Source organism: Brevibacterium ammoniilyticum (assembly GCF_038429965.1).
Lineage (GTDB): Bacteria > Actinomycetota > Actinomycetes > Actinomycetales > Brevibacteriaceae > Brevibacterium > Brevibacterium ammoniilyticum.
In genome coordinates, this window is the sequence record NZ_BAABNP010000008.1 from 151751 (window position 1) to 171687 (window position 19937).

The 19937-nt window shown below is 68.9% G+C and carries 14 protein-coding genes; 5 read left to right on the forward strand and 9 right to left on the reverse strand.

Annotated features, from left to right (window positions below):
• Nucleotides 1-26 precede the first annotated feature (26 nt).
• The 3 genes from AAHA49_RS11270 (at nt 27) to AAHA49_RS11280 (ending at nt 3793) form a co-directional block, all read left to right on the forward strand.
• Nucleotides 27-671 carry a VanZ family protein gene (locus AAHA49_RS11270; protein WP_342038339.1) on the forward strand — a complete coding sequence of 215 codons (645 nt, stop codon included), beginning with the start codon at nt 27-29 and terminating at the stop codon, nt 669-671.
• Nucleotides 668-1213: a hypothetical protein gene (locus AAHA49_RS11275; RefSeq protein WP_342038340.1), complete on the forward strand. Its 546-nt coding sequence runs from the start codon at nt 668-670 to the stop codon at nt 1211-1213. The genes AAHA49_RS11270 and AAHA49_RS11275 overlap by 4 nt, the downstream gene beginning before the upstream one ends.
• Before the next feature lie 330 nt (nt 1214-1543).
• Nucleotides 1544-3793, forward strand: coding sequence for an HNH endonuclease signature motif containing protein (locus AAHA49_RS11280; RefSeq protein WP_342038341.1), 2250 nt, complete (start codon nt 1544-1546; stop codon nt 3791-3793).
• 86 nt (nt 3794-3879) lie between these two features.
• On the opposite strand, the gene AAHA49_RS11285 is transcribed toward AAHA49_RS11280, so the two are convergent.
• The 6 genes from AAHA49_RS11285 to AAHA49_RS11310 form a co-directional block, all read right to left on the reverse strand.
• Nucleotides 3880-5772 carry an ABC transporter ATP-binding protein gene (locus tag AAHA49_RS11285; RefSeq protein ID WP_342038342.1) on the reverse strand — a complete coding sequence of 631 codons (1893 nt, stop codon included), beginning with the start codon at nt 5770-5772 and terminating at the stop codon, nt 3880-3882.
• Complete coding sequence (locus tag AAHA49_RS11290) at nt 5769-7628, reverse strand: ABC transporter transmembrane domain-containing protein (protein WP_342038343.1); 1860 nt, start codon at nt 7626-7628, stop codon at nt 5769-5771. Before AAHA49_RS11290 ends, AAHA49_RS11285 begins: the two co-directional genes overlap by 4 nt.
• 91 nt (nt 7629-7719) lie before the next feature.
• Nucleotides 7720-9174: an aldehyde dehydrogenase family protein gene (locus AAHA49_RS11295; protein WP_342038344.1), complete on the reverse strand. Its 1455-nt coding sequence runs from the start codon at nt 9172-9174 to the stop codon at nt 7720-7722.
• 109 nt (nt 9175-9283) lie between these two features.
• A complete protein-coding gene (locus tag AAHA49_RS11300; RefSeq protein WP_342038345.1) occupies nt 9284-10765 on the reverse strand; it encodes an APC family permease in 1482 nt (493 codons plus the stop codon).
• 113 nt (nt 10766-10878) lie between these two features.
• Entirely contained in the window at nt 10879-11838 is a 960-nt protein-coding gene (locus AAHA49_RS11305; RefSeq protein WP_425286516.1) for an AraC-like ligand-binding domain-containing protein, read from the reverse strand.
• Nucleotides 11839-11882: 44 nt separating this feature from the next.
• Nucleotides 11883-12488 carry a TetR/AcrR family transcriptional regulator gene (locus tag AAHA49_RS11310; RefSeq protein WP_342038347.1) on the reverse strand — a complete coding sequence of 202 codons (606 nt, stop codon included), beginning with the start codon at nt 12486-12488 and terminating at the stop codon, nt 11883-11885.
• 105 nt (nt 12489-12593) lie between these two features.
• Here AAHA49_RS11310 and AAHA49_RS11315 point away from each other — a divergent pair, with 105 nt between their 5' ends.
• Together AAHA49_RS11315 and AAHA49_RS11320 are read left to right on the forward strand one after the other, a co-directional pair.
• Complete coding sequence (locus AAHA49_RS11315) at nt 12594-14525, forward strand: primary-amine oxidase (RefSeq protein WP_342038348.1); 1932 nt, start codon at nt 12594-12596, stop codon at nt 14523-14525.
• Nucleotides 14526-14634: 109 nt separating this feature from the next.
• Nucleotides 14635-15882, forward strand: coding sequence for an MFS transporter (locus tag AAHA49_RS11320; RefSeq protein ID WP_342038349.1), 1248 nt, complete (start codon nt 14635-14637; stop codon nt 15880-15882).
• Here the strand turns inward: AAHA49_RS11320 and AAHA49_RS11325 are convergent.
• From AAHA49_RS11325 to AAHA49_RS11335, 3 genes are all read right to left on the reverse strand, one after another.
• Nucleotides 15875-16720 carry a DNA-formamidopyrimidine glycosylase family protein gene (locus AAHA49_RS11325; RefSeq protein WP_342038350.1) on the reverse strand — a complete coding sequence of 282 codons (846 nt, stop codon included), beginning with the start codon at nt 16718-16720 and terminating at the stop codon, nt 15875-15877. The genes AAHA49_RS11320 and AAHA49_RS11325 overlap by 8 nt on opposite strands.
• A gap of 20 nt (nt 16721-16740) precedes the next feature.
• Nucleotides 16741-17928 carry an MFS transporter gene (locus AAHA49_RS11330; protein WP_342038351.1) on the reverse strand — a complete coding sequence of 396 codons (1188 nt, stop codon included), beginning with the start codon at nt 17926-17928 and terminating at the stop codon, nt 16741-16743.
• Between the two features lie 268 nt (nt 17929-18196).
• Entirely contained in the window at nt 18197-19780 is a 1584-nt protein-coding gene (locus AAHA49_RS11335) for a hypothetical protein (protein WP_342038352.1), read from the reverse strand.
• Between the last annotated feature and the right edge of the window lie 157 nt (nt 19781-19937).

Here is a 19937-nt window from a genome sequence, read left to right on the forward strand (position 1 = left end):
ACACTGTTACGCGTGAAAGGCGATGAGTGACCAGGTATCTGCAGGCCTTCCCCGTCGCTCCTCCGGCGTTCGCGTGCGGGATCGTCATCGCGGTCGCGTTGTCGCGGCCGATCGCGCGCAGGATCGACGAACGTCGGTCGACGGTGCTCTTCTGGCTGGTCTGCCTCGCCCTCATCCTCTCGCTGACGCTGACACCGGCGAGTTCGGCCTTCTCCGCCGATGCCCTCCTGCCCACGACCCGGGTGTGGACATGGGGACTTCCAAGTCCCGGCGCGATCACCTCGGTGAACTGGCAGTCGATGAATCTGCTCATGTTCGCACCGATCGGCATTGCCAGCGGATTGTTCTCCCGGTTGAGGACGATTTCATGGGCGACGGCGACTGCTCTCGGCGTCTCCGTCGCGGTCGAACTCGGGCAGTACGCAGTCGTGGCTCTCGGGCGATCGCAGTTCAACTCAGCGACCGTCGTCATCGGCTGGTGCGGCATCGGACTCGGACTAGTTCTCGGTCTGGCAGTGCGCGCACTGCTCGCTCGCTTCAACCGCGGAGAGCGGCCGCGCTTGGCAGTTGCGGCCTCGCCCCGTCCCCGCCACCTCGGCGTCCTGCCCCAACCGGGCGGGAAGGGTGTAAGAATAAGGAGGCAACCGACTCGATCCAAGGAGCGACCATGAGTGAGACCCCGACCGGCGAGAACACCTGGGAAGACGAGAGCGAAGAGAACGCCTTCCTCACTCAGGACGACGAGTTCGACGAAGAGGAGATCGAAGAGGACGACGCCGAGCCCACCGGAGTCGAACTCGACGGACTCGAGAGCACCGCCGACGCCGCCGAGGCGGAGGCTGAGACGGACGACTTCGACGAGATCGAGGACGAGGACTCCGACGACGAGCCCTACGTCGAACCCGGCGCGGAAGGTCCCGAGGGCACCGGCGTCGAAGGCGCCGACGATGCGCTCATCGAAGACGCCGGCTGGGATGACGAACAGGATGCTCCCGCACTCGACGGCGACCTCGACACCGACCCGATCACCGCCGCCGAACAGGGCAACCGCGACGGCGACGACATGGTCTCCTACGGCGACGACGACTCCGAGGTCGCCGAACTCAGCGGCGACGACCTCGACGTCGACGCCCTCTCCGACGACGGCATCGAAGAGGTCGACGTCATCGACGGCATGCCCGAGACCATCGACAACGCCTACCGCGAGGACTGACCGCACCCGGTCCCGGTCCCGGCCCCAGCCCCAACGCCCTCCCCTCTCGCTCACCGAGGTGGGAGGGCGTTCTCGTGCGCCCGTGCCGGTCGGCTCCGGCGCGCCCGAAGGTCCGGCGCGCCCGATCGCAACCCCCGATCGAGATCCCCACTTCCACCCACCTATCAAAGTCCGAACACCCGGGAGTCGGCGTGAGTTTTTCGCTGAGCATTCTGAATTCAAATGAATATTAGTTCGGATCTATTTCGAAAAATATATTGACACGATTTCTGAGGCGATCTACACTGGAACCAACGATCCACACAGGCGTGGAAAGGCAGGTGACCGGCGATGAAGGACCCCTCGAACCCCAGGAGGCCTCGTGTTGGTGCCGCCGATGACGAGCCTCCCGACCGGTCGAGGACTCGCCGCCTCCGCATCGACCCTGACTCCCCCTATGCTGATGCGCTCTCCGTCTACAGCGCCTGCGATCGCGCGCAGCTCGCCGCGTGGGAGACGACCGCTTCCCTCTTCCTCACCGACGTCATCGCTCACCTCGATCTCCTCAATTCCTCCCCGGAATCCCCCTACCGACACGCCTCGCTGACCGAGACCGCCCGCCGTCACGCCCGGGCCCACGGCTCCGACGCCGACTGGGTCTCCGAGGTCGACCCCGACCCGGCCCCTGCGACCACTGCCGGGGACTGTGAAGCCGCCCCCGCCTCGGCGTCTGATCCCTTTGCCGCGGCGCCACTCCCCGGTTTCCCGAAGTTCCGGGAGACCCAGACCATCTACGGATGGGTCCATTCCCTCTCCCACGCCGAGGACATCGCCGAGCTCTCAGCGATCCGGGGTTCGACGATCCCCGCCACCTACGCTCACGTCACCGCGGCGATGACCCTCGTCCACGGGCTGCCGAAGTTCTACGCTCGCTGCCTCGCCGGTGAGTTCACCATCGAGCATGCGATCGCCGCGACCCGCATGTGCCAGGACCTCCAGCTCCAGCGCCTGCCCGTCATCGACTGCTACCTCGAGGAACGGCGAGCCGACATCACGGTCGAGACCTTCAGGAAGTCCCTGTCTCTCAAGGTCTCGATCGTCCAACCCGAGGATGAGCGCACCCAGCAGGCCCACGAACGCCGTCGAGTCGGCATCAACACCTACCCCGACGGCACTGCGTGTCTGACGCTGACCGGACCGTCGGCAGAGCTGCAGGCATGCTACCTGCGCATCGAGGCCTTCGCGAGAGCCATCCGCAACGGCAGCACCGCAGCCTTCGCCGACCAGATGCCCGCAGGGGCGATCATCGACGACGACCGCAGCATCGATGCCCTGATGTTCGACATCCTCACCCGCACCATCCCGCAGGCTCGCATCCACATCCGCGCCCACGACACCGACACCGGGCAGAACTCGACCCGAGACATTCCCCTCGACCTGGAGAATGCCCGAACCGTCCATGACCTCGCCGAGGCGATCCACGCGGCCGTCGGATCCGCCGGAATCGACCCTGCTGCACCCGGAGGCGTTCGCGTCGATGAGGGTGAACCCGCCGCTCCGGCGGTCGGCAATCTCAACGGAGCACGGACAGCTGCTCCTGCCCAGGCAGCAGCCACCGATTCGTTCGGCAATGTCATTCCTATCGATGATGCAGTTCCCGTCGGCAGCGCGCCCGCAGTCGACTGCACTGGTCACGACACGGAGAACCGGACGGTCGGCGATGCTCGTTCGACGGATGACGATGGACCGGAAGGTTCCGTTCGCTCGCCGGACACGAGGCACGCGGAACTGACCCGGATCGAGGATTCCGACCCAGACGAACAGGGTCGATACGCGTACTATTTGGGCCTGACGATGCCGACGACGCCGTTCTGGCTCGGCGGCCAGGCGAAGCTGATCACCACGGTGCCGGCAATCTCCCTGATCGGAGACGCCGACCTGCCCGGCACGTTCTCCGACGGCTCACCTGTCCCCGCGAACGTGGCTCGGGCGATCGCCGGCCAGTGCTCGACGTGGACCCGCATCCTCACCGATCCCGCGACCGGCACCCCGATCGACGCGAAGGCGATGTCCTACTACATTCCCGCTCAGGTGAGGCAGACGCTCGTCGCCCAATGGCAATGGTGCAGTGTGCCCGGATGCCGACGGCGAGCAGAGACGTCGGAAGTCGACCACATCATCCCGTTCGACCACGACGATCCCGCCTCGGGCGGACTGACCGTCTTCGGCAACCTCCACCCGCTGTGCAAGCTCCACCACCAAGCGAAGACGGACTGCAGTTACGCGGTGCGGATGGACTGTCCCGGTGTGCTCGAATACCGGTTCGCCCATGGAGTGGAGGCGATCCTCTCTCCAGGGGACAACCCTGTCGACGTCGAGCAGGCCCGACTCATGCAGGCCATCGAGACGGGCGCGATCGACTGCGATGATGAGCAGGAACCGCCACCGACACCCGGCGACGCACGATTTGCCGATGAATGCCCGGGCCCCGCGGCCGGAGACGGAGCTGCCGGGTGGGTCCACGCGGAGGGAAGCATCATCTTCAAGGAACCGCGAAAGAAGCGCTGGGTCTGGGATCCCGGCGGACCTCCGCCGTTCTGACTCCCCTTTGCGATCCGAGTGGGTTCATGCGATCCGTACGGGTCCAAGCGATCCGCACATACATTCAAACGATCTGCACGAGCGGCCTAACCCGACCACGCCTCCCACAGACGGGCGTACCGACCACCCAACGCGACCAGATCGGCGTGCGTGCCCTCTTCGACGATGCGGCCGTGTTCCATGACGAGAACCCGATCGGCAGATTCGGCCTGGCTCAGACGGTGAGCGACAACGAGAGCACCCCGACCCCGCAGTGCCGCTCGGGCAGACCGTTCGAGGACATGAGCACCGGCGGAACCTGCCTCGGCGGTCGCCTCGTCGAGGATCGCGAAGTCAGGGTCGGCGAGCACCAGCCTCGCCAGTGCCAGCGACTGCTCCTGGACCGGGCTGAGCCGGGTTCCCCCATCACCGATCTCAGTCGCCAGACCGTCAGGCAGGTCGAACGCCCACTCCGCCCCGACCGTCCGCAGTGCCGCGGTGATCGCGGCATCATCTGCGTCCGGCACCGGCAGTGCGACATTCTCACGCACCGACCCGGCGAAGGTGTGGACCTCCTGGGCAACCATCGCGATATGCTCACGCAGCACCGGCTCGGCCAGCGACGTCAGCGGGAGACCGGCCGCAGTGTCGTCGGCGTCGGCCGCCGCGCAAATGCCTGGTGCCGTGCCGATGCCGGCCACAGCGCCAATTCCCGATGGCGCGTCGGAGTCTGGGCCCGCCCCAGGAGGAACGAGTACGGCACGACCCTGGGTGGGCGAGGAGAGCCCCGCGATGATCCGCGCGAGGGTGGACTTCCCCGCCCCGGTGGTGCCCACGACGGCAACGACCTCACCGGGGGCCACGTGCAGGCTCACTCCCGAGAGCACCGGGCGGCTCGGGACCGGCCCGTCGTCATAGGAGAACCAGACATCGTCGAGGACGAGCGCCGGACCTCTCCGACCGGACCCACTCCGGTCCTCGAGCGGAATGACGGCGACCCGCCTCGGCGCTTGCTCGGCCTCCTCGATGACCCCGACCATTCGGGTCAGGGATGCGCCCGCCGACTGCACCTGATCGAAGAGGCCGACGAGCGCACCGATCGGATTGAACAGACGATGGAAGACGAGCGCCGCCGTCGTCACGGCGCCCGCGGTCGACTCCCCGAACCACACGAGCGCGAACCCGGCGATGAGGATGAGGGAGAGGACGACCGCCTCGGCGCGGTTGTTGCGGCTGAAGGCGCGGGTGAGGAACCGGAACACCCCGATCGACAGGTCCCGCGCTTCACCGGAGGCCGCGTCGATGCGGCGCAGCTCCCCTGCCTCGGCGCGGTAGGCACGCAGCGTGCTCGCTCCGGTCAACCCGCCGAGGAGGCGCCCGGCACGCCGACCGAACGCGGCCCGCTGCTCCCGGTAGATCGGCTCCGACCTCGGCAGATACCAGCGCAGCGTGAGCCAGTACATCGGCAGCGCGATGAGCCCGACGATCCCGAGGCGCCAATCGATGGCGGCCATGCCGACGGCTGACACGATGACGACGAGGAGCGACTCGACGATGATCGGCAGCACTTGTGCGGCCGCCTCGCTGATCATGCGTGAATCGTCGGCGACCCGGGAGACGAGGTCACCGGTCCCCGTCCGCTCGACTTTCTGCGCTTCGAGCGAGAGCGCCGACTCGACGACCTCGGTGCGCAGCTGCGCGACTGCGGGCATCGCGATCCGGGCGAGCGCCCACGCACCGATCCATGTGCCCACGGCCATGACCACACCGGCGATCGCGACGGCGATCGCACACTGCCACACCACCTCGGCCCCGGCACCGCGCGGCAGCTCGTCGACGAGGCGACCGATCGCCCACGGACCGACGAGACCCGCCGCGGCGTTCGCGGTCCCGGCGATGACGAGGAGGACGATCCACCCGCTGCGGGCGCGCAGCAGTGGAACCAGGCGGGAGAACGCCTGCCGCCGGGACGCGATCGGCAAGGTCGTCGGGGCGCTCATCGGGTCACCGCCTTGCGGTAGGTGTCGTCTGAGTCGTTGAGCAGCTCGGCATGTGTGCCGGTGCGGACCTCGCCACGGGCCGGGACGAAGACGACGGTGTCGGCGGCGGCGAGGAACGCCGGGGAGCTCGTGAGCAGCACGGTCGCCGTCGTCGCCGAGCTGCGCAGACGGGTGAGACCCGCACTGATGCGCGCCTCGGTGACGGCATCGACGGCTGTCGTCGGTTCGTCGAGGACGAGGAGGCGCGGGCCCGCGTGGAGCGCGCGAGCCAGGGCGATGCGCTGACGCTGACCGCCGGAGAGATTGCCGCCGAGTTCGCGGATCCTGTGGTCGAGCCCACCGTCGACGAGGTCGAGGAGCTCATCCGTGCCCGAGGCGGTAAGCACCGCGGCGTCGACGGTCCCACCGGGCGTCGCGGCTTCACCGGGCGTCGTGACCTCACCGGGTGTGGCGGCCTCACCGGGCACCATAGTGATGTTCGAGCGGATCGTCCCCTCGAACAGGTCGACCGCGTGCGGGACGACGACGATGTGCTCGCGGCGGTGCTCCCGCGCGTGGTTCGCCAGCGCGGCGACGAGCGCGGACGCTCGCGCGTGGTCCTCGACAACGAGGCAGGTGAGCGACCCGAGTGGCGCATCGAACGAACATGCCCGTTGCTCCCCCACCGTCCAGTTCCGCACCGTCAGACCGGCCTCGCCGAGGTAGACCTCGGGTTCCGCGGGACGCTGGGGGTCTCCGGGACTCTGTGAGGCTGCGCCTCTCTGTGGGTCGGTGGGATGGGCCGGATCTTCGACCGGTGCGGGGCCGGCGGCCGCGGCGGAGGTGACGGCGGCGGGGTCGCGGTCGACGCGGGCGGCTCCGGCGACATTCGGTTGGGTGCCGTTCCGGTCGGTGTGCTCGATGTCGGTGAGGAGGCGGGAGATCCGGACGGCGGCACCGTGGGACTGGGCGAAGAGGCCGACGATGTCGGCGAGCGCGCGCATCGGTTCGGTGAGGAACGCCGTCATTCCCAGGATGCCGATGAGCGCTCCGACGCTGAGCTGGCCGTCGATGAGCCGGAGGCCGGCGACGACGAGCACGACCGCGAGGACGACGGACATGACGAGGGCGCCGAGGCCGGCGAGTCGGCCGGTGCGCTCACCGGTGGCCACCCCCGCCTCGGCGGCGGCATCGGAGGTGGCACGGTAGCGAGCGGCGGCCCATGACTCACCGCCGAGGGCTTTGATGACGCGCAGCCCGCTCATGAGGTCGGCAGCCGAGCGTCCGGCCTGCGCAACAGCCTCGAGCTGGGCGCTCGCCTTCGCCGAGACGGACCGGCCGGGCAGGGAGACGACGACCAGGCCGATCGGGACGGCGACGAGGACGACGAGGCCCGTGACCGGGTCGGCGATGAGCAGGAAGACGGCTGCCGTGATCATCCCGAGGACGGCGGCGATGCCGCGCCCGAGCTGCGAGAACGACTGCGCTGCGGTGTCGGCGTCGGCAGAGGCGATCGAGAGGACTTCGCCGGAGGCTCGGTCGGCGGGCAGGTTCGCCGAGGTGAGGGCCGCGTGCGTGATCTCGACCCGCAGCGCGTGCGCCTCATGTTCGCGTGCGGCATTGCACCACCGCGCACCGAAGCGGTACCCGTAGCTGAGGACGGCGAAGAGGAGGAGCAGCCCCACGATCGAGACGGCGAGCATCGGGATCGAGAGTGGAATGATCGCGAGATCGACGACGATGCCGATGGCCACCGGCACGAGCGCCTCGCACACCTGCCACAGCGACATCGCGACGACCCCGGGAACGAGGAGGCGGAGACGACGGCGGACCGCACGACGCAGCAGCGCCGCGCCGGAGGAGGGAGTCAGCGGCACATAGGTTACCCTAACATCTTCTGACACACCGCCTCGGCGGGCCGTTCATCCTGCCTCCTATGCGCCGCCGAGCGTCTCGCGTCCGCAACCCCTACCAGCTGATGACGTGGGGGACGCTCACCTGCTTGAGGCCTTCGAGGCCGAACTCGAGGCCGTAGCCGGATTTCTTCACCCCGCCGAAGGGCACACGCGGGTCGATCGCTCCGTGCTTGTTGATCCACGTCGACCCCGCTTCGAGACGCGCCGCAACCTTCCTGCACTCCTCGAGGTCGCTGCCCCACACCGAGGAGCCGAGGCCGACCTCGAGCTCGTTCGCCCACACGATCGCCTGGTTGAGATCGGTGTACCTGACGATCGGGAGCACCGGACCGAACTGCTCCTCGGCGACGAGCGCATTGTCGTTGTCGATGTCGGCGACGATCGTCGTCGGATAGAAGTACCCGGGTTGCCCGCCCTGCGGATCCCCGCCGAGGAGGATCGTCGCCCCGCCGTCCTTCGCCGCCTGGACGAGGCCCGCGACGATGTCGTACTGCTGCTTGTTCTGCAGCGGCCCGAGGACATTCTCCTCCTCGAGCCCCACACCCATCGGCATCTGCCCCGCGACCTCGACGAGCGCCTCGCACACCTGGTCGTAGAGGGACTCGGGCACGTAGAGCCGTTTCATCGCCGCACACGTCTGCCCGGTGTTGATGAAGGCACCCCAGAACAGGTCGGCGGCGATCGCCTTGGGGTCCGCGTCGGCGAGGACGATGCCGGCATCGTTGCCGCCGAGCTCGAGGGTCAGCCTCGCCAGACTGTCCGCGGCCGATCGCATGATCGCCTGCCCCGTCTTCGTCGATCCGGTGAACATGATCTTGTCGACCCCGTCATGATCGGTCAGCGCCGCCCCCACCTTCCCGTCACCGGGCACCACGGTGAGCACATCAGCAGGCAGCACCTGGTTGACGACAGCCACGAGGGCCTGCACCGACAGCGGCGTGTACTCCGACGGTTTGAGGACGACGGTGTTGCCCATCTTCAGCGCCGGAGCGAACTGCCACACGGAGATCATCATCGGCCAGTTCCACGGCCCGACCGCTCCGACGACGCCGACCGGGGCATAGTGGAGCTCCGCATGCGTGCCGTCCTCATCGACGAGGATCTCGGGTTCGAGGACGAACGCGGCATTCGCCCGCAGCCATGCCGCACACGCCCCGACCTCGAACCTGGCATTCGGGCCGTTGAGCGGTTTGCCCTGCTCCCGGGACAGCAGCTCGGCCAGCGCCTCGGCAGACGCCTCGATCGCGTCGGCGGCCTTGTTGAGAAGGTCGTTGCGCTCCGCGACGGGACGTGAAGCCCACGCGGGCTGGGCGGCGGCAGCGGCAGCGACGGCGGTATCGATGTCGGCGACGCTGCCCTCACGGGTGCAACCGACGAGAGCCCCGGTTGCGGGATCGAGGATCTCGCGACCGTTCGGGTCGGTGATCGCCGCGAGCAGTCCGTCGAAGGTGGTGAGGTCGGCGGCCGGGGCGGTGTTCTCGGCCTGGGCGGTGGAGTCGGTGGTCATGATTCTCCTTGAGGTGGTGAAGGGTTGTAACGGGCGGCGGCTTGCGGTAGAAGCAGGAGCTGGCGGGATGCGGTGGGAGCGGGTGGTGCCTCAGCGGCGTAAGTCCTTCTCACCCCAGACTCCCACCGGAGCCGATGCCTGCATAGAGCCCGGGGTCACGCGATCGCAGGCCGAGCGCCCACAGCGTCCCGACGAGGCCGGGGACGAGGACGAGGGCGGGCAGCAGCCACGAGAGCACGGTCGGCTCCGCGGCGCCGATGAGGACGTCGAAGTTGATGACGATCGCGACGAAGAGCGCGATGAGCCCGAGCGCTGCGATGCCGGGCGCGACGATCCGCGTCCACGTCGAATACTCGTCCCGACGGGTCCGGAGGAAGCCGATGACCGCGAGCGCGGTCAGGCTCATGAGGAGGACGAGCCCGAACGCCCCCATGTTCGTCAGCCACGTGAAGAGGGTGACGACGGGGAAGAGCGGGTCCGTGCTGCCGGCCCCGGCGAGCGCGAAGACGATGATGACGATGAGCGCAAGCCCCGACTGGGCCAAGGACCCCGCCACCGGTGCGCCCGAACGCCGCGACGTGCGGGCGAGGAACTCCGGGAGCACCCGGTCACGACCGAGGGCGAAGAAGTAGCGGGCGACGATGTTGTGGAAGGCGACGAGGGCGGCGAGCAGGGAGGTGAGGAAGAGGATGTTCGCGAGGTCGACGAACCACACCGGAGCATGCTCGGCGAGGAAGGCGAACATGAGGTCGGGACCGAGCTCCTGCGACTGCCCGATCACCTGGGACGGGCCGACTGCGACGACCATCGCCCACGCGGAGAGCGCATAGAACCCGGCGATGAGGCTGACCGCGATGATCGTCGCCCGCCCGGCCGTGCGCCTGGGATCCTTGACCTCCTCGTTGTAGATCGCCCCCGATTCGAAGCCCATGAACGCCGCGATCGAGAACGCCAGCGCCGCCCCGACCCCGGGAGCGAAGAGCTGATCGGGCAGCAGGCCGTCGGCGGTGACGCCCTCGGGGCTCTGGATGAGACCGATGAGGTCGAAGACGATGACGATGAGGAACTCGGCGGAGACGATGATGCCGAGAACCTTCGCGGAGAAGTCGACGCGGGCCACACCCATGAGTCCGACGACAGCCCACGCGATGAGCGCGCACACGCCCCAGGGAACCGTGAGCCCGAAGAGCGAGTCGAGCAGCGAGGAGAGGACGAACCCGAACATCCCGGCGATCCCGATCTGCATCGCGTTGTAGGCCACGAGCGCGGTCAGCGCCGCCCCGACCCCGGCCGGTTTCCCCAGCCCCTTGGCGATGTAGGCGAAGAACGCACCCGCGTTGTGCACGTGCCGACTCATCGCCGCGTACCCGATCGCGAAGAGGATGAGGACCACGCCGAGGAGGACGAACGAGAGCGGGATCCCCAGCAGTCCCGTGACCGCGAAGTTGCTCGGCACCCCGCCGGCGACGACGGTCAGCGGCGCCGAGGCGGCGATGATCATGAAGACGAGTGCGGGCGTGCCGATGCGCCTGCCTTCGAGCCTCGCCGAGGCGGGGGCCGGGTCCGTACGCTGCCCCATATCTGCGCTCATGTGATCCACCTAACAGACGACGATGTCCCTGCCAGCATGCCCCGGATCGGCTCCCCGCGTCTTGGCTCTGGGAGCAGATCCCTTGACCGTGAGCGCAGCGCTCAGCCGACGCCTCAGTGCGCCGCCGGCCGAGTGGGTGCGGTCCGGCTGAGCGCGGTCCGCCGGTAGACGGCCGGCGGCTGCCCGACGGCGCGGCGGAAGACCCGGGAGAAGTGCGCGGGATCCCCGAAGCCCCACCTCGCCCCGATGGCCGCCACGGGCACATGCGCCTGCAGCGGATCGGCCAGATCGCTCCGGCACCGTTCGATGCGCCGCCGCCGGATCTCCCCGGCCACCGACTCGTGACCCTCGAAGAGCTGGTGGAGGGCGCGCACCGACATGAAGTGCGCGGCCGCGATCGTCTGCGGCCTCAGCTGCGGGTCGGCGAGGTGGGCGTCGATGTGGGCGATGACCTGAGCCCGCAGCCGCGCCCGCTCATCGACCGCCTCGGCGGTGGTGTTCAGCTCATCGACCATGACCGTCGTGAGCAGATCGACGACGTTGCCGGCCAACCGCACTCCCACCGATCGGGTGAGGCCGGGCAGCATCGTCCCGGCCTGGGCGATGACCCCGGTGACGACCTCGCCGAGGCTGTGGTCGGTGCCGATCGCGGTCGCCGTGAGCTGCCCGACGGCGTCGGCGGGGAGGGTGACCCGCGACTGCGGGAACATCATGACGTAGGAGGAGAAGGCGGCGTCGAAGCTGAGCGTGTACGGCCGGGAGGTGTCGTAGATCGCCAGCGTCCCCGGCGCCAACGCCACCTCGCGCCCGTCCTGGATGAGCAGTCCGTGCCCGCTGAGCTGGAGGGAGACCTTGAAGTAGTCGTCGCTGCCGCGGCCGATGAGCTCAGGGGTGCGCAGCACCGCATGGGGCTCGGCTGCGATGTGGGACATGACGACGGCGTCGTAGTCGCGGGCGCTGATGCGCCCGGTGAAGCCGCCTCGGCGCTGGGGTTCGGTCTCGAGCGGGACGAAGGAGTCCGAGACGAGGCTGCGCCAGCCGTCGAAGTCCCGAGCCGTGCCTTCGTGGAGCATGGGTGAGTCACCTGCCTTGGGCGCGCCGACGTCGGTGTCGGCGCTCATCTGCGGCTCACTCTAGCCTCCAGCCGGGAGATGAGGTAGGTCAGCTGCGTGCGCATCCCGGCGAAGTCGAAGCCCTCCCCGCCGAGGATGGACGTCGTCTGAGCGCCGAGGAGGTAGGTGAGGAGGACGTCGGCTTCGGACTCGATGACCACCTCGGCGTCCAACTCCCCCTCCGCCCGAGCCTCGGCGAGCCAGCCGCGGATCCACTCGCGCCAGCGCACCATCGTCGCACTCACCGCGCGGGCATGATCGGGGTCCTGGGCCACCTCAGCGAGGAAGGAGAGGACGACGCGGGCCTCATCGTGGAGTGCGGGGGTCGTCGGGACGACCTCGGCGGCGAACGCGCGCAGGGCGGTCAGACCCCGGAGCCCCTCGGTCGCCAGCGCCACCCGGGCGTTCGTCGCCTCGTAGACGTCGATGTAGGTCGCGGCGAGGAGGTCGGCCTTCGAGCCGAAGTAGGACTTGACGACGCCGTTGGCGAAGCCGGCCTCGGCGGCGATGTCGCGCATCGTCGTCCCCGAGAGCCCCTGCCGGACGATGATGCGCGTCGTCGCTTCGACGAGGTCGCGGCGCCGCTGGGCGTAGTCGACGATCTTGGGCATGGATCCTCCTGGCGACCTTGACTTTATTCTCTACGCATGTAGATTATAGCGTGATCCGGCTCACACCTCCCCGGGTGCAGCCGCCCGCAGATGCAAAGGTGCCTCATGTCCGCCCACACCACCACGACGACCGACGTCGCCGCGACCCCGTTCTCCCTGCCGAGTCAGGCAGAGATCACCGCCGTCACCGAGGTGCTGCGTGCAGCCGGCCTCTTCCCCGCCTCGGCGCGGATGGCCTATATGGGCCTGCTCGATCCGGTGCGCGGAGAGTCCCGGGAGGCGACCAACATCGACCGCAGATTCCGGACCTTCGTCATCGACAAGATCGCCGGCACGGCCCGCGACATCGTCGTCTCCGCGACCCACGGCGCCGTCGAATCCGTCACCGAGGTGGATTCCTCCCTCGCCGGTGAGTTCCCCGTCATGGAGGAGGAGTTCGAGATCGTCGAGCAGGTGCTCAGCGAGGATCCTGCCTGGCAGGAGGCGATCGCCCGGCGCGGGATCCCGCTGAACGAGGTCCGCGTCGCCCCGCTGTCGGCGGGGGTGTTCGAGTATCCGGAGGAGCGGGGCCGACGGATCCTGCGCGGGCTCGCCTTCCACCAGCAGCACGAGACCGACAGTGCGTGGGCGCACCCGATCGACGGCCTCGTCGCCTACGTCGACGTCACCCATCGCACCGTCGACCAGGTGCTCGACCTAGGCGTCATGCCGGTGCCCGCCGAACACGGCAACTACACGGACCCCGAGCTCACGGGCCCGATCCGGCAGACGCAGAAGCCGATCGAGATCACCCAGCCGGAAGGGCCGAGCTTCACGGTCACCGACGGCAACCACATCGAATGGGAGAAGTGGTCCTTCGACGTCGGCTTCGACATGCGCGAGGGACTCGTGCTCCACAACATCGCCTTCGACGACGGCGATGAACGGCGGATGATCCTGCACCGGGCGGCGATCGCGGAGATGGTCGTCCCCTACGGCGACCCCTCCCCCGTGCGCTCGTGGCAGAACTACTTCGACACCGGTGAGTACCTCGTCGGGCAGTGGGCGAACTCCCTCGAACTCGGCTGCGACTGCCTCGGCGACATCACCTACCTCTCCCCGTGGGTGGTGAACAACCTCGGCGAACCGAGGCAGATCGTCAACGGCATCTGCATGCACGAGGAGGATGCGTCGATCCTCGCCAAGCACTCCGACCTGTGGTCGGGGGTGGCCTACACTCGGCGCAACCGGCGCTTCGTCGTCTCGTTCTTCACCACCGTCGGCAACTACGACTACGGGTTCTACTGGTACCTCTACCTCGACGGGACGATCGAGTTCGAGGCCAAGGCGACCGGCGTCGTCTTCACCTCCGCCCTACCCGAGGGCTCGAGCGACTTCGCCTCGGAGATCGCCCCGGGACTCGGCGCCCCGTTCCACCAGCATCTCTTCGGGGCCCGGCTCGACTTCGCCCTCGACGACGGCGGCTGCCGGGTCGAGGAGGAGGACGTCGTCCGCCTGCCGGTCTCGGAGACCAATCCGCGCGGCAACGCGTTCACCCGCAAGCGCACCGTGCTCGCGACAGAACTGGCCGCCCAACGCGACGCCGATCAGTCGGTCGCCCGGACCTGGGTGGTCTCGAACCCGGAGTCGATCAACCGCCTCGGCGAACCGGTCGCCTACAAACTCCATCCGACCGGTCTGCCGACTCTGCTCGCCGCGGAGGACTCCTCGGTGCACAAGCGGGCGACGTTCGCCTCGAAGGCTTTGTGGGTGAGCCAGTACGCCGTCGACGAACGGTACCCGACCGGGGACTTCCCCAATCAGCATGCCGGTCACGGGGGTCTGCCGACGTGGACGGCCGCGGATCGGAACATCGACGGTGAGGACATCGTCGTGTGGCACACCTTCGGGCTCACGCACTTCCCGCGCATCGAGGACTGGCCGATCATGCCCGTCGACACCGTCGGGTTCTCGCTGCGTCCCGAGGGGTTCTTCGACCGCTCCCCGGTCCTCGACGTTCCCGCGCCGGAGTCCGGAGGCCACTGCTGCCGGGAGTGAGACCAGGGACTGTGCGTCCCCGGCATCGCCGGTTACGACAGGTGCGGTTGGCCCCTGCCCGTTAGGATGAGCAGCAACTGACCTGCCGCCTCATCGCCGAGGAGAATCGTTGCCCGCACCGCCCGGACGCCGCCGGATGACCGCACGGTCCGCTGTCGTCGCGATCGTCGTCGCGCAGTGCTTCGGGACGGCCCTGTGGTTCAGTCCCAGCGGAGCCGCCGCTGGACTCTCGGCCTGGCTCGACGCCGGTCCCGCCCAGTTCGGGTGGCTTGTCGCGGCGACCCAGATCGGGTTCATCGTCGGCACTCTCGTCAGCGCCCTCACCGGCCTCGCCGACCGGTTCGCACCCGAGCGGATCTTCATCGTCGCAAGCCTCCTCGGGGCGGGTCTCAATCTGGGGTGGACGCTGCTCGCCCCGAATCTCGCCCTCGTGTGGATCGCCCGGTTCGCCGTCGGGGTGTGCTTGGCCGGCATCTACCCGATGGGGATGAAGATGATCGTCAAGCGGGCCCGAGCGCGGTCGGCGCAGGCGCTGAGCTGGCTCGTGGGCATGCTCGCGCTTGGCACCGCGATACCCCAACTGCTGGCCGCACTCGGCACCGACCTGCCGTGGCAGGCGATCATGTGGGGCTCGTCCGGGCTCGCCGTGGTGGGGGCCGTGCTCATCGCCTCGATCGGCGGGAAGAGCGGCCCCGCCGAGGCGGTTCCCGAGTCCCCGTCATCCCCTCAGTCGGCACGGGGCGAGGGTGCGGGTCCGGGCCGGGACTCGGCTCTGCGCCGGCTCTTCTCCGACCGCGGGTATCGTGCCGCCGTGTTCGGCTATGTCGGTCACATGTGGGAGCTCTACGCGTTCTGGGCGGTCGTGCCGACGCTCACTCTCACGGCGCTCTCGGCGCGGGTCGAGGCCACCGGTGTGGCTGCCACGAGCTTCGCGATCATCGCCGTCGGTACGCTCGGCTGCATTCTCGGCGGGGTGGTGAGCCGGAGGGCAGGAAGTGCGCGAGTGGCTGCGACTGCCCTGGCCGGGTCGGGTCTCATGTGCCTGCTCTATCCCCTGCTGCCGGGGATTCCCGTACTGTCCGTCGTCGTCCTGCTGCTGTGGGGGCTCTTCGTCGTCGCGGACTCCCCGCAGTTCTCCGAACTCGCCTCGACCTTCGCCCCCGATGACCTCACGGGCACCGGGCTGACGGCGATGAACTCGATCGGATTCGGCGTGAGCGTCATCAGCATCGTCCTCCTCCAGGGTGTGCTCACCGTGGTCGGCGAGCCCGCCCTGTGGCTGCTGCTGCTGGGTCCGGCGCTCGGTCTGCTCGCGATGCGGCCGCTGCTGCGGCGCGCACAGACGCACGCTACTTGAGCAGACGGTCCATGCGTCGGTCGCTCAGCCGTTTGCCGCCGGTCTGACAGCCGGGACAGTACTGGAGGGACTTGTCGGCGAAGGAGACCTCGGCGATCGTCGTCCCGCACACAGGACACGTCTCCCCCGTTCTCCCGTGGACCCGCAGGAGCTTCTTCTTCGCGGCCTTGACCTTCGACGGCGGCAGACCGACCACGGCGTCCCGAGCCGAGGTGAGCACCGAGACCATCGCATCGTGGACGACCGCGGCGTCGACCTTCTCGGCCGTGGCGAACGGTGAGACCTTCGCGGTGTGGAGGATCTCGTCGGAGAACGCATTGCCGATCCCCGCGATGAGCGACTGGTCCTCGAGCACCGTCTTGATGCGCGCACGACTGCCCGCGAGCACCTCGGCGAACTCCTCGGCCGACAGATCAAGCGCGTCGGGGCCGGCGTTCGCGATCGCCTCGACCTCACCGAGGTCGCGGACGAGGGAGACCGACGCGTTCTTCTTCGTCCCCGCCTCGGTGAGGTCGAACCCGGCACCCGAGGCGAGGCCGACCCGCATCCCCAGGGGCCCTTTGCCCATCCGCACGGGCCCTGTCGGCACAACGTCATGCCAGACCAGCCACCCGGCCCGGGCGAACCGGCAGACGAGGAAGAGACCCTCGAATTCGAGGATGAGCGCCTTGCCGGCCCGGGTGACGCCGGTGATCTCGAGGCCGATGACGGCGTCGAGCGGCGGGTCGGCCGTGTGCAGCAGCGCGAGCTCGGCGATGTCGATGTGCGCGATGAAGTCGCCGACCACGCGGGGCCGGAGGAATTCGACGAGCGCTGAGACTTCGGGCAGTTCCGGCATTCCCCCAGTATGGCCCCTGCTCAGTCGGGCGCAAGGATTCCTGCCCGACGGATGAGGAGCCAGATTCCGAGGGCGAGCCCCACACCGACCGCGGCAACCGTGAAGGGGCCGGCCTCGCCGAGGCGGGTGAGCGCGAGTCCCGCGGCGACCGGCCCGATCGAGGCACCGAGGTTGAGGGCTGCCGTCGCGAACGCTCCGCCGAGGTTCGGCGCCTGCCGGGCCTCGGCGACGATCCGGGCGACGAGCGTGCTGCCGAGAGCGAAGGAAAGTGCCCCGACCACCGGCGTGAGCACCCAGAGGAGCCCCTCGCCGAGGTGGCCGCTCCCACTTTGCGCACCTGTCCCGGCGCTCGCGACCACCACCGCGAGAACCGCCCACACGAGCACGAGGCACGGACTGAGAACGCTGACGATCGTCACCCCGTGCGCATCGGCGAACCGGCCCGCAAGAGTGACACCGGCGAAGGCGCCGATGCCGAAGAGGCAGAGCAGGACGGGTACGGCGGGGGACGGAAATCCGAGTCCCGCCTCGGCGACAACAGCGAGATACGTGAACGCACCGAACGTCGCAGCGTTGACGAGGACAGTCACCGCGATGACGCCGAGGACAGGGCGGGAGCGCAGGACGGCGAGTTCGGTGAGCAGCGTCGGTCGCTGTTCTCCCTCGGTGCCCGACGGCGCGGTGAGAACGGCCAACAGGGCCGGCACACAGAGAACAGCGATCGCCCACAGCGCAGACCGCCAACCGAAGGCTGCACCGAGCACGGCCCCTGCAGGCACTCCGGCGCTGAGCGCGAGCGTCGTCCCCGCGACGATGACACCGACGGCTCTGGCCCGTCGGCGCGCCTCGACGATGCGGACGATGAGAGCGAGTGCGACTGCGAGGAAGCCGGCGTTGGCGACTACTGCGATGACACGGGTGAGGAGGAGCACGGGGAACGAGCCGGTCAGCGCTCCGGCGATGTGGGCGGCGACGAAGACGATGAGGAACGAGGTCAGCGCTGTACGGGCGGAGAGCCGGCGGGCGAAGACCGCCATAACCGGAGCGCCGAGGACCATGCCAACGGCAAAGGCAGTGGTGAGCAGCCCCGCCTCGGCGAGAGGGATGCCGAGGTCCGCAGCGATGTCGGCGAGTAGCCCGGCGAGGACGAACTCGGATGTGCCCTGCGCGAAGACGGCAAGGGCAAGGAAGTTGAGCAGAGCAGGCATGAGCCGACCTTTCGGATGAGCAGTGAGTGGGTTCTCCGAAGGGCACTGCCGACGCCGGGCCTGCGGTGCGTGATGCGCGCTGAGGACTATCGGGCTATCGGCGTGCCGACAGCCCGAACTTGGATGCTTCTGGTGTGCTCACACTCTCAGGCTAGCCATCCCGGCCGAGGACGGCAATGCGCCGGGCGGTCGCGATGACCGCCCGGCGCAGGTGCGATTGGCGCTGGGCCGGCTCAGCTGTGCGCTGGCTCAGCCATGGCCGGGCAACTCAGCCCTGGCCGGCTGCGGCGCTGCCGCCGGATCCGGAACCGGATCCGCCGGAGCCGGAGCCCGACCCGCCGCCGGAGCTCCCGGAGCCGCTCGAGCCGCTTCCGCTTCCGCTGCCGCTCGAGCCTGAGCCGCTTGATCCCGATCCGGAACCACCGGAGCTGCTGCTGCCGGAGCCGGAGGTGCCGGAGTCGCTGCCCGAGCTGCTCGACCCGTCCGAGCTGGTCGACGAATCCGACCCGGAGCTGCTGGAGCCGGAGGTGTCCGAGTTCGTGCCGCTGGTGTCGCTGCTCGAGTTCGTGCCCTGATCGGTTCCGGTCTGGTCACCCTGTGAATCGGAGGTCGAGGACTGGTCGCTCTCACCGGTCGTCGAGGAGCTGCTGTCGCTGCCCGAGTTCTGGTTCGCGTTCTGCCCGTTCGACCCGGAGTTCGATGACCCCGAACCGCCGTCGCTGCCACCATCCTGGGAGGTGCCGGACTCTTCGCCGCCGCCTCCGCCGGTGACCGACTTCGAGATCTCCGAGGTGCCCGGAGAGATGTCGGCTTCCGTGAGGTTCTCGGCGATGACGACACCGCCGAGGCCGATGCCGAAGGCAGCCACACCGATCGCGACCGGGTAGAGGACGCGCTTGCGCTTGAGCTTCTGCCACCACGACTTCGGTTCGTCCTCGGCCTCCGTGCCGGCGGCCGCTTCGGCCTGCGCTTCGGCTTCGTCGAGGTTGCCGAACGCGGTGTCGCTGCGATCACCCTCGGCATCGATCGGGGTGGTCGCCGGGGTGGCGCCATAGACGGCCGTGGCGTCAGGGTCGACAGGGTTCGGAGTAGTGGCGGGAGTCGTGCCGTAGACGGCGGTTGCATCGGGGTCGGCGGGGTTCGCGGTGCCCGGGTTCGCGGTTGCAGCGCCAGCAGCCGCAGCGGCAGCACCAGCACCGGCCGCGGCACCACCGGCGGCGAGCGGGAGCCCTGCCCCCTTCTTCACGGCAGGCGCGAGCTTCGCCCCGACCTCCTTGACCGCTTCCTTGCCCTTCTCGATGCTCTTGCTGTAGAGGCTGACGGCGATGGCGGTGACGATGCTCGCGATGCCCGCACCGATGACGGTGCCGGCCACGCCGAGCTGTCCGCCGATGACCGAGGAGGTCGCCGCCGCACCCGCGCCGGCGAGCAGCTGGGTCGCGGAGATGCCGTTGCCGCCCTTCTCCTTCTTCTCGCCCTTCTCGTCATCGGAGTCGTCGGTCGTCTCGAGCTTCGTCGTCTCCTGAGCGAGCGCCGGAGCCACCGCGGTCGCCTCCGTGCCTGTCGGCTGAGCGGCTGGCTGAGCGCCCGTCGGCTGCGCGGCAGTCGTCGCCGTGTGCTGTGTCGCCGCCGGCTGAGCTGCCGTCTGGGCGGCGGTGTCGTGGCGGATCGGGTTGGGCGGCATCACCGGGGTCGTCGCCGGGTGGGCGGCCGTCATCTCCTCGGTGATGAGCGGCAGGGTGTGCGAGGGCTGGGTGCCGGGCGTCGGCTCCGACGACGGCGTCGATCCCGCTGCGCCGCTGCCGGCTGCGGGATCGGTCGGGTTGTGCTCGTCTCTCTGATGCGACGCCAAAGTACCTCCAAGAACGTGTGTCGCCTCCCAGTATTCTCTGCAGAGGTCCGGAGTCCCTGACCGGGGTCTCCCGATCCTGAGAACCGGCTGGACGTCAGACGTCGGACCTCACGCATGACCAGCGATGATGCCGTGCCGTGTGATCGCCGGTACACGC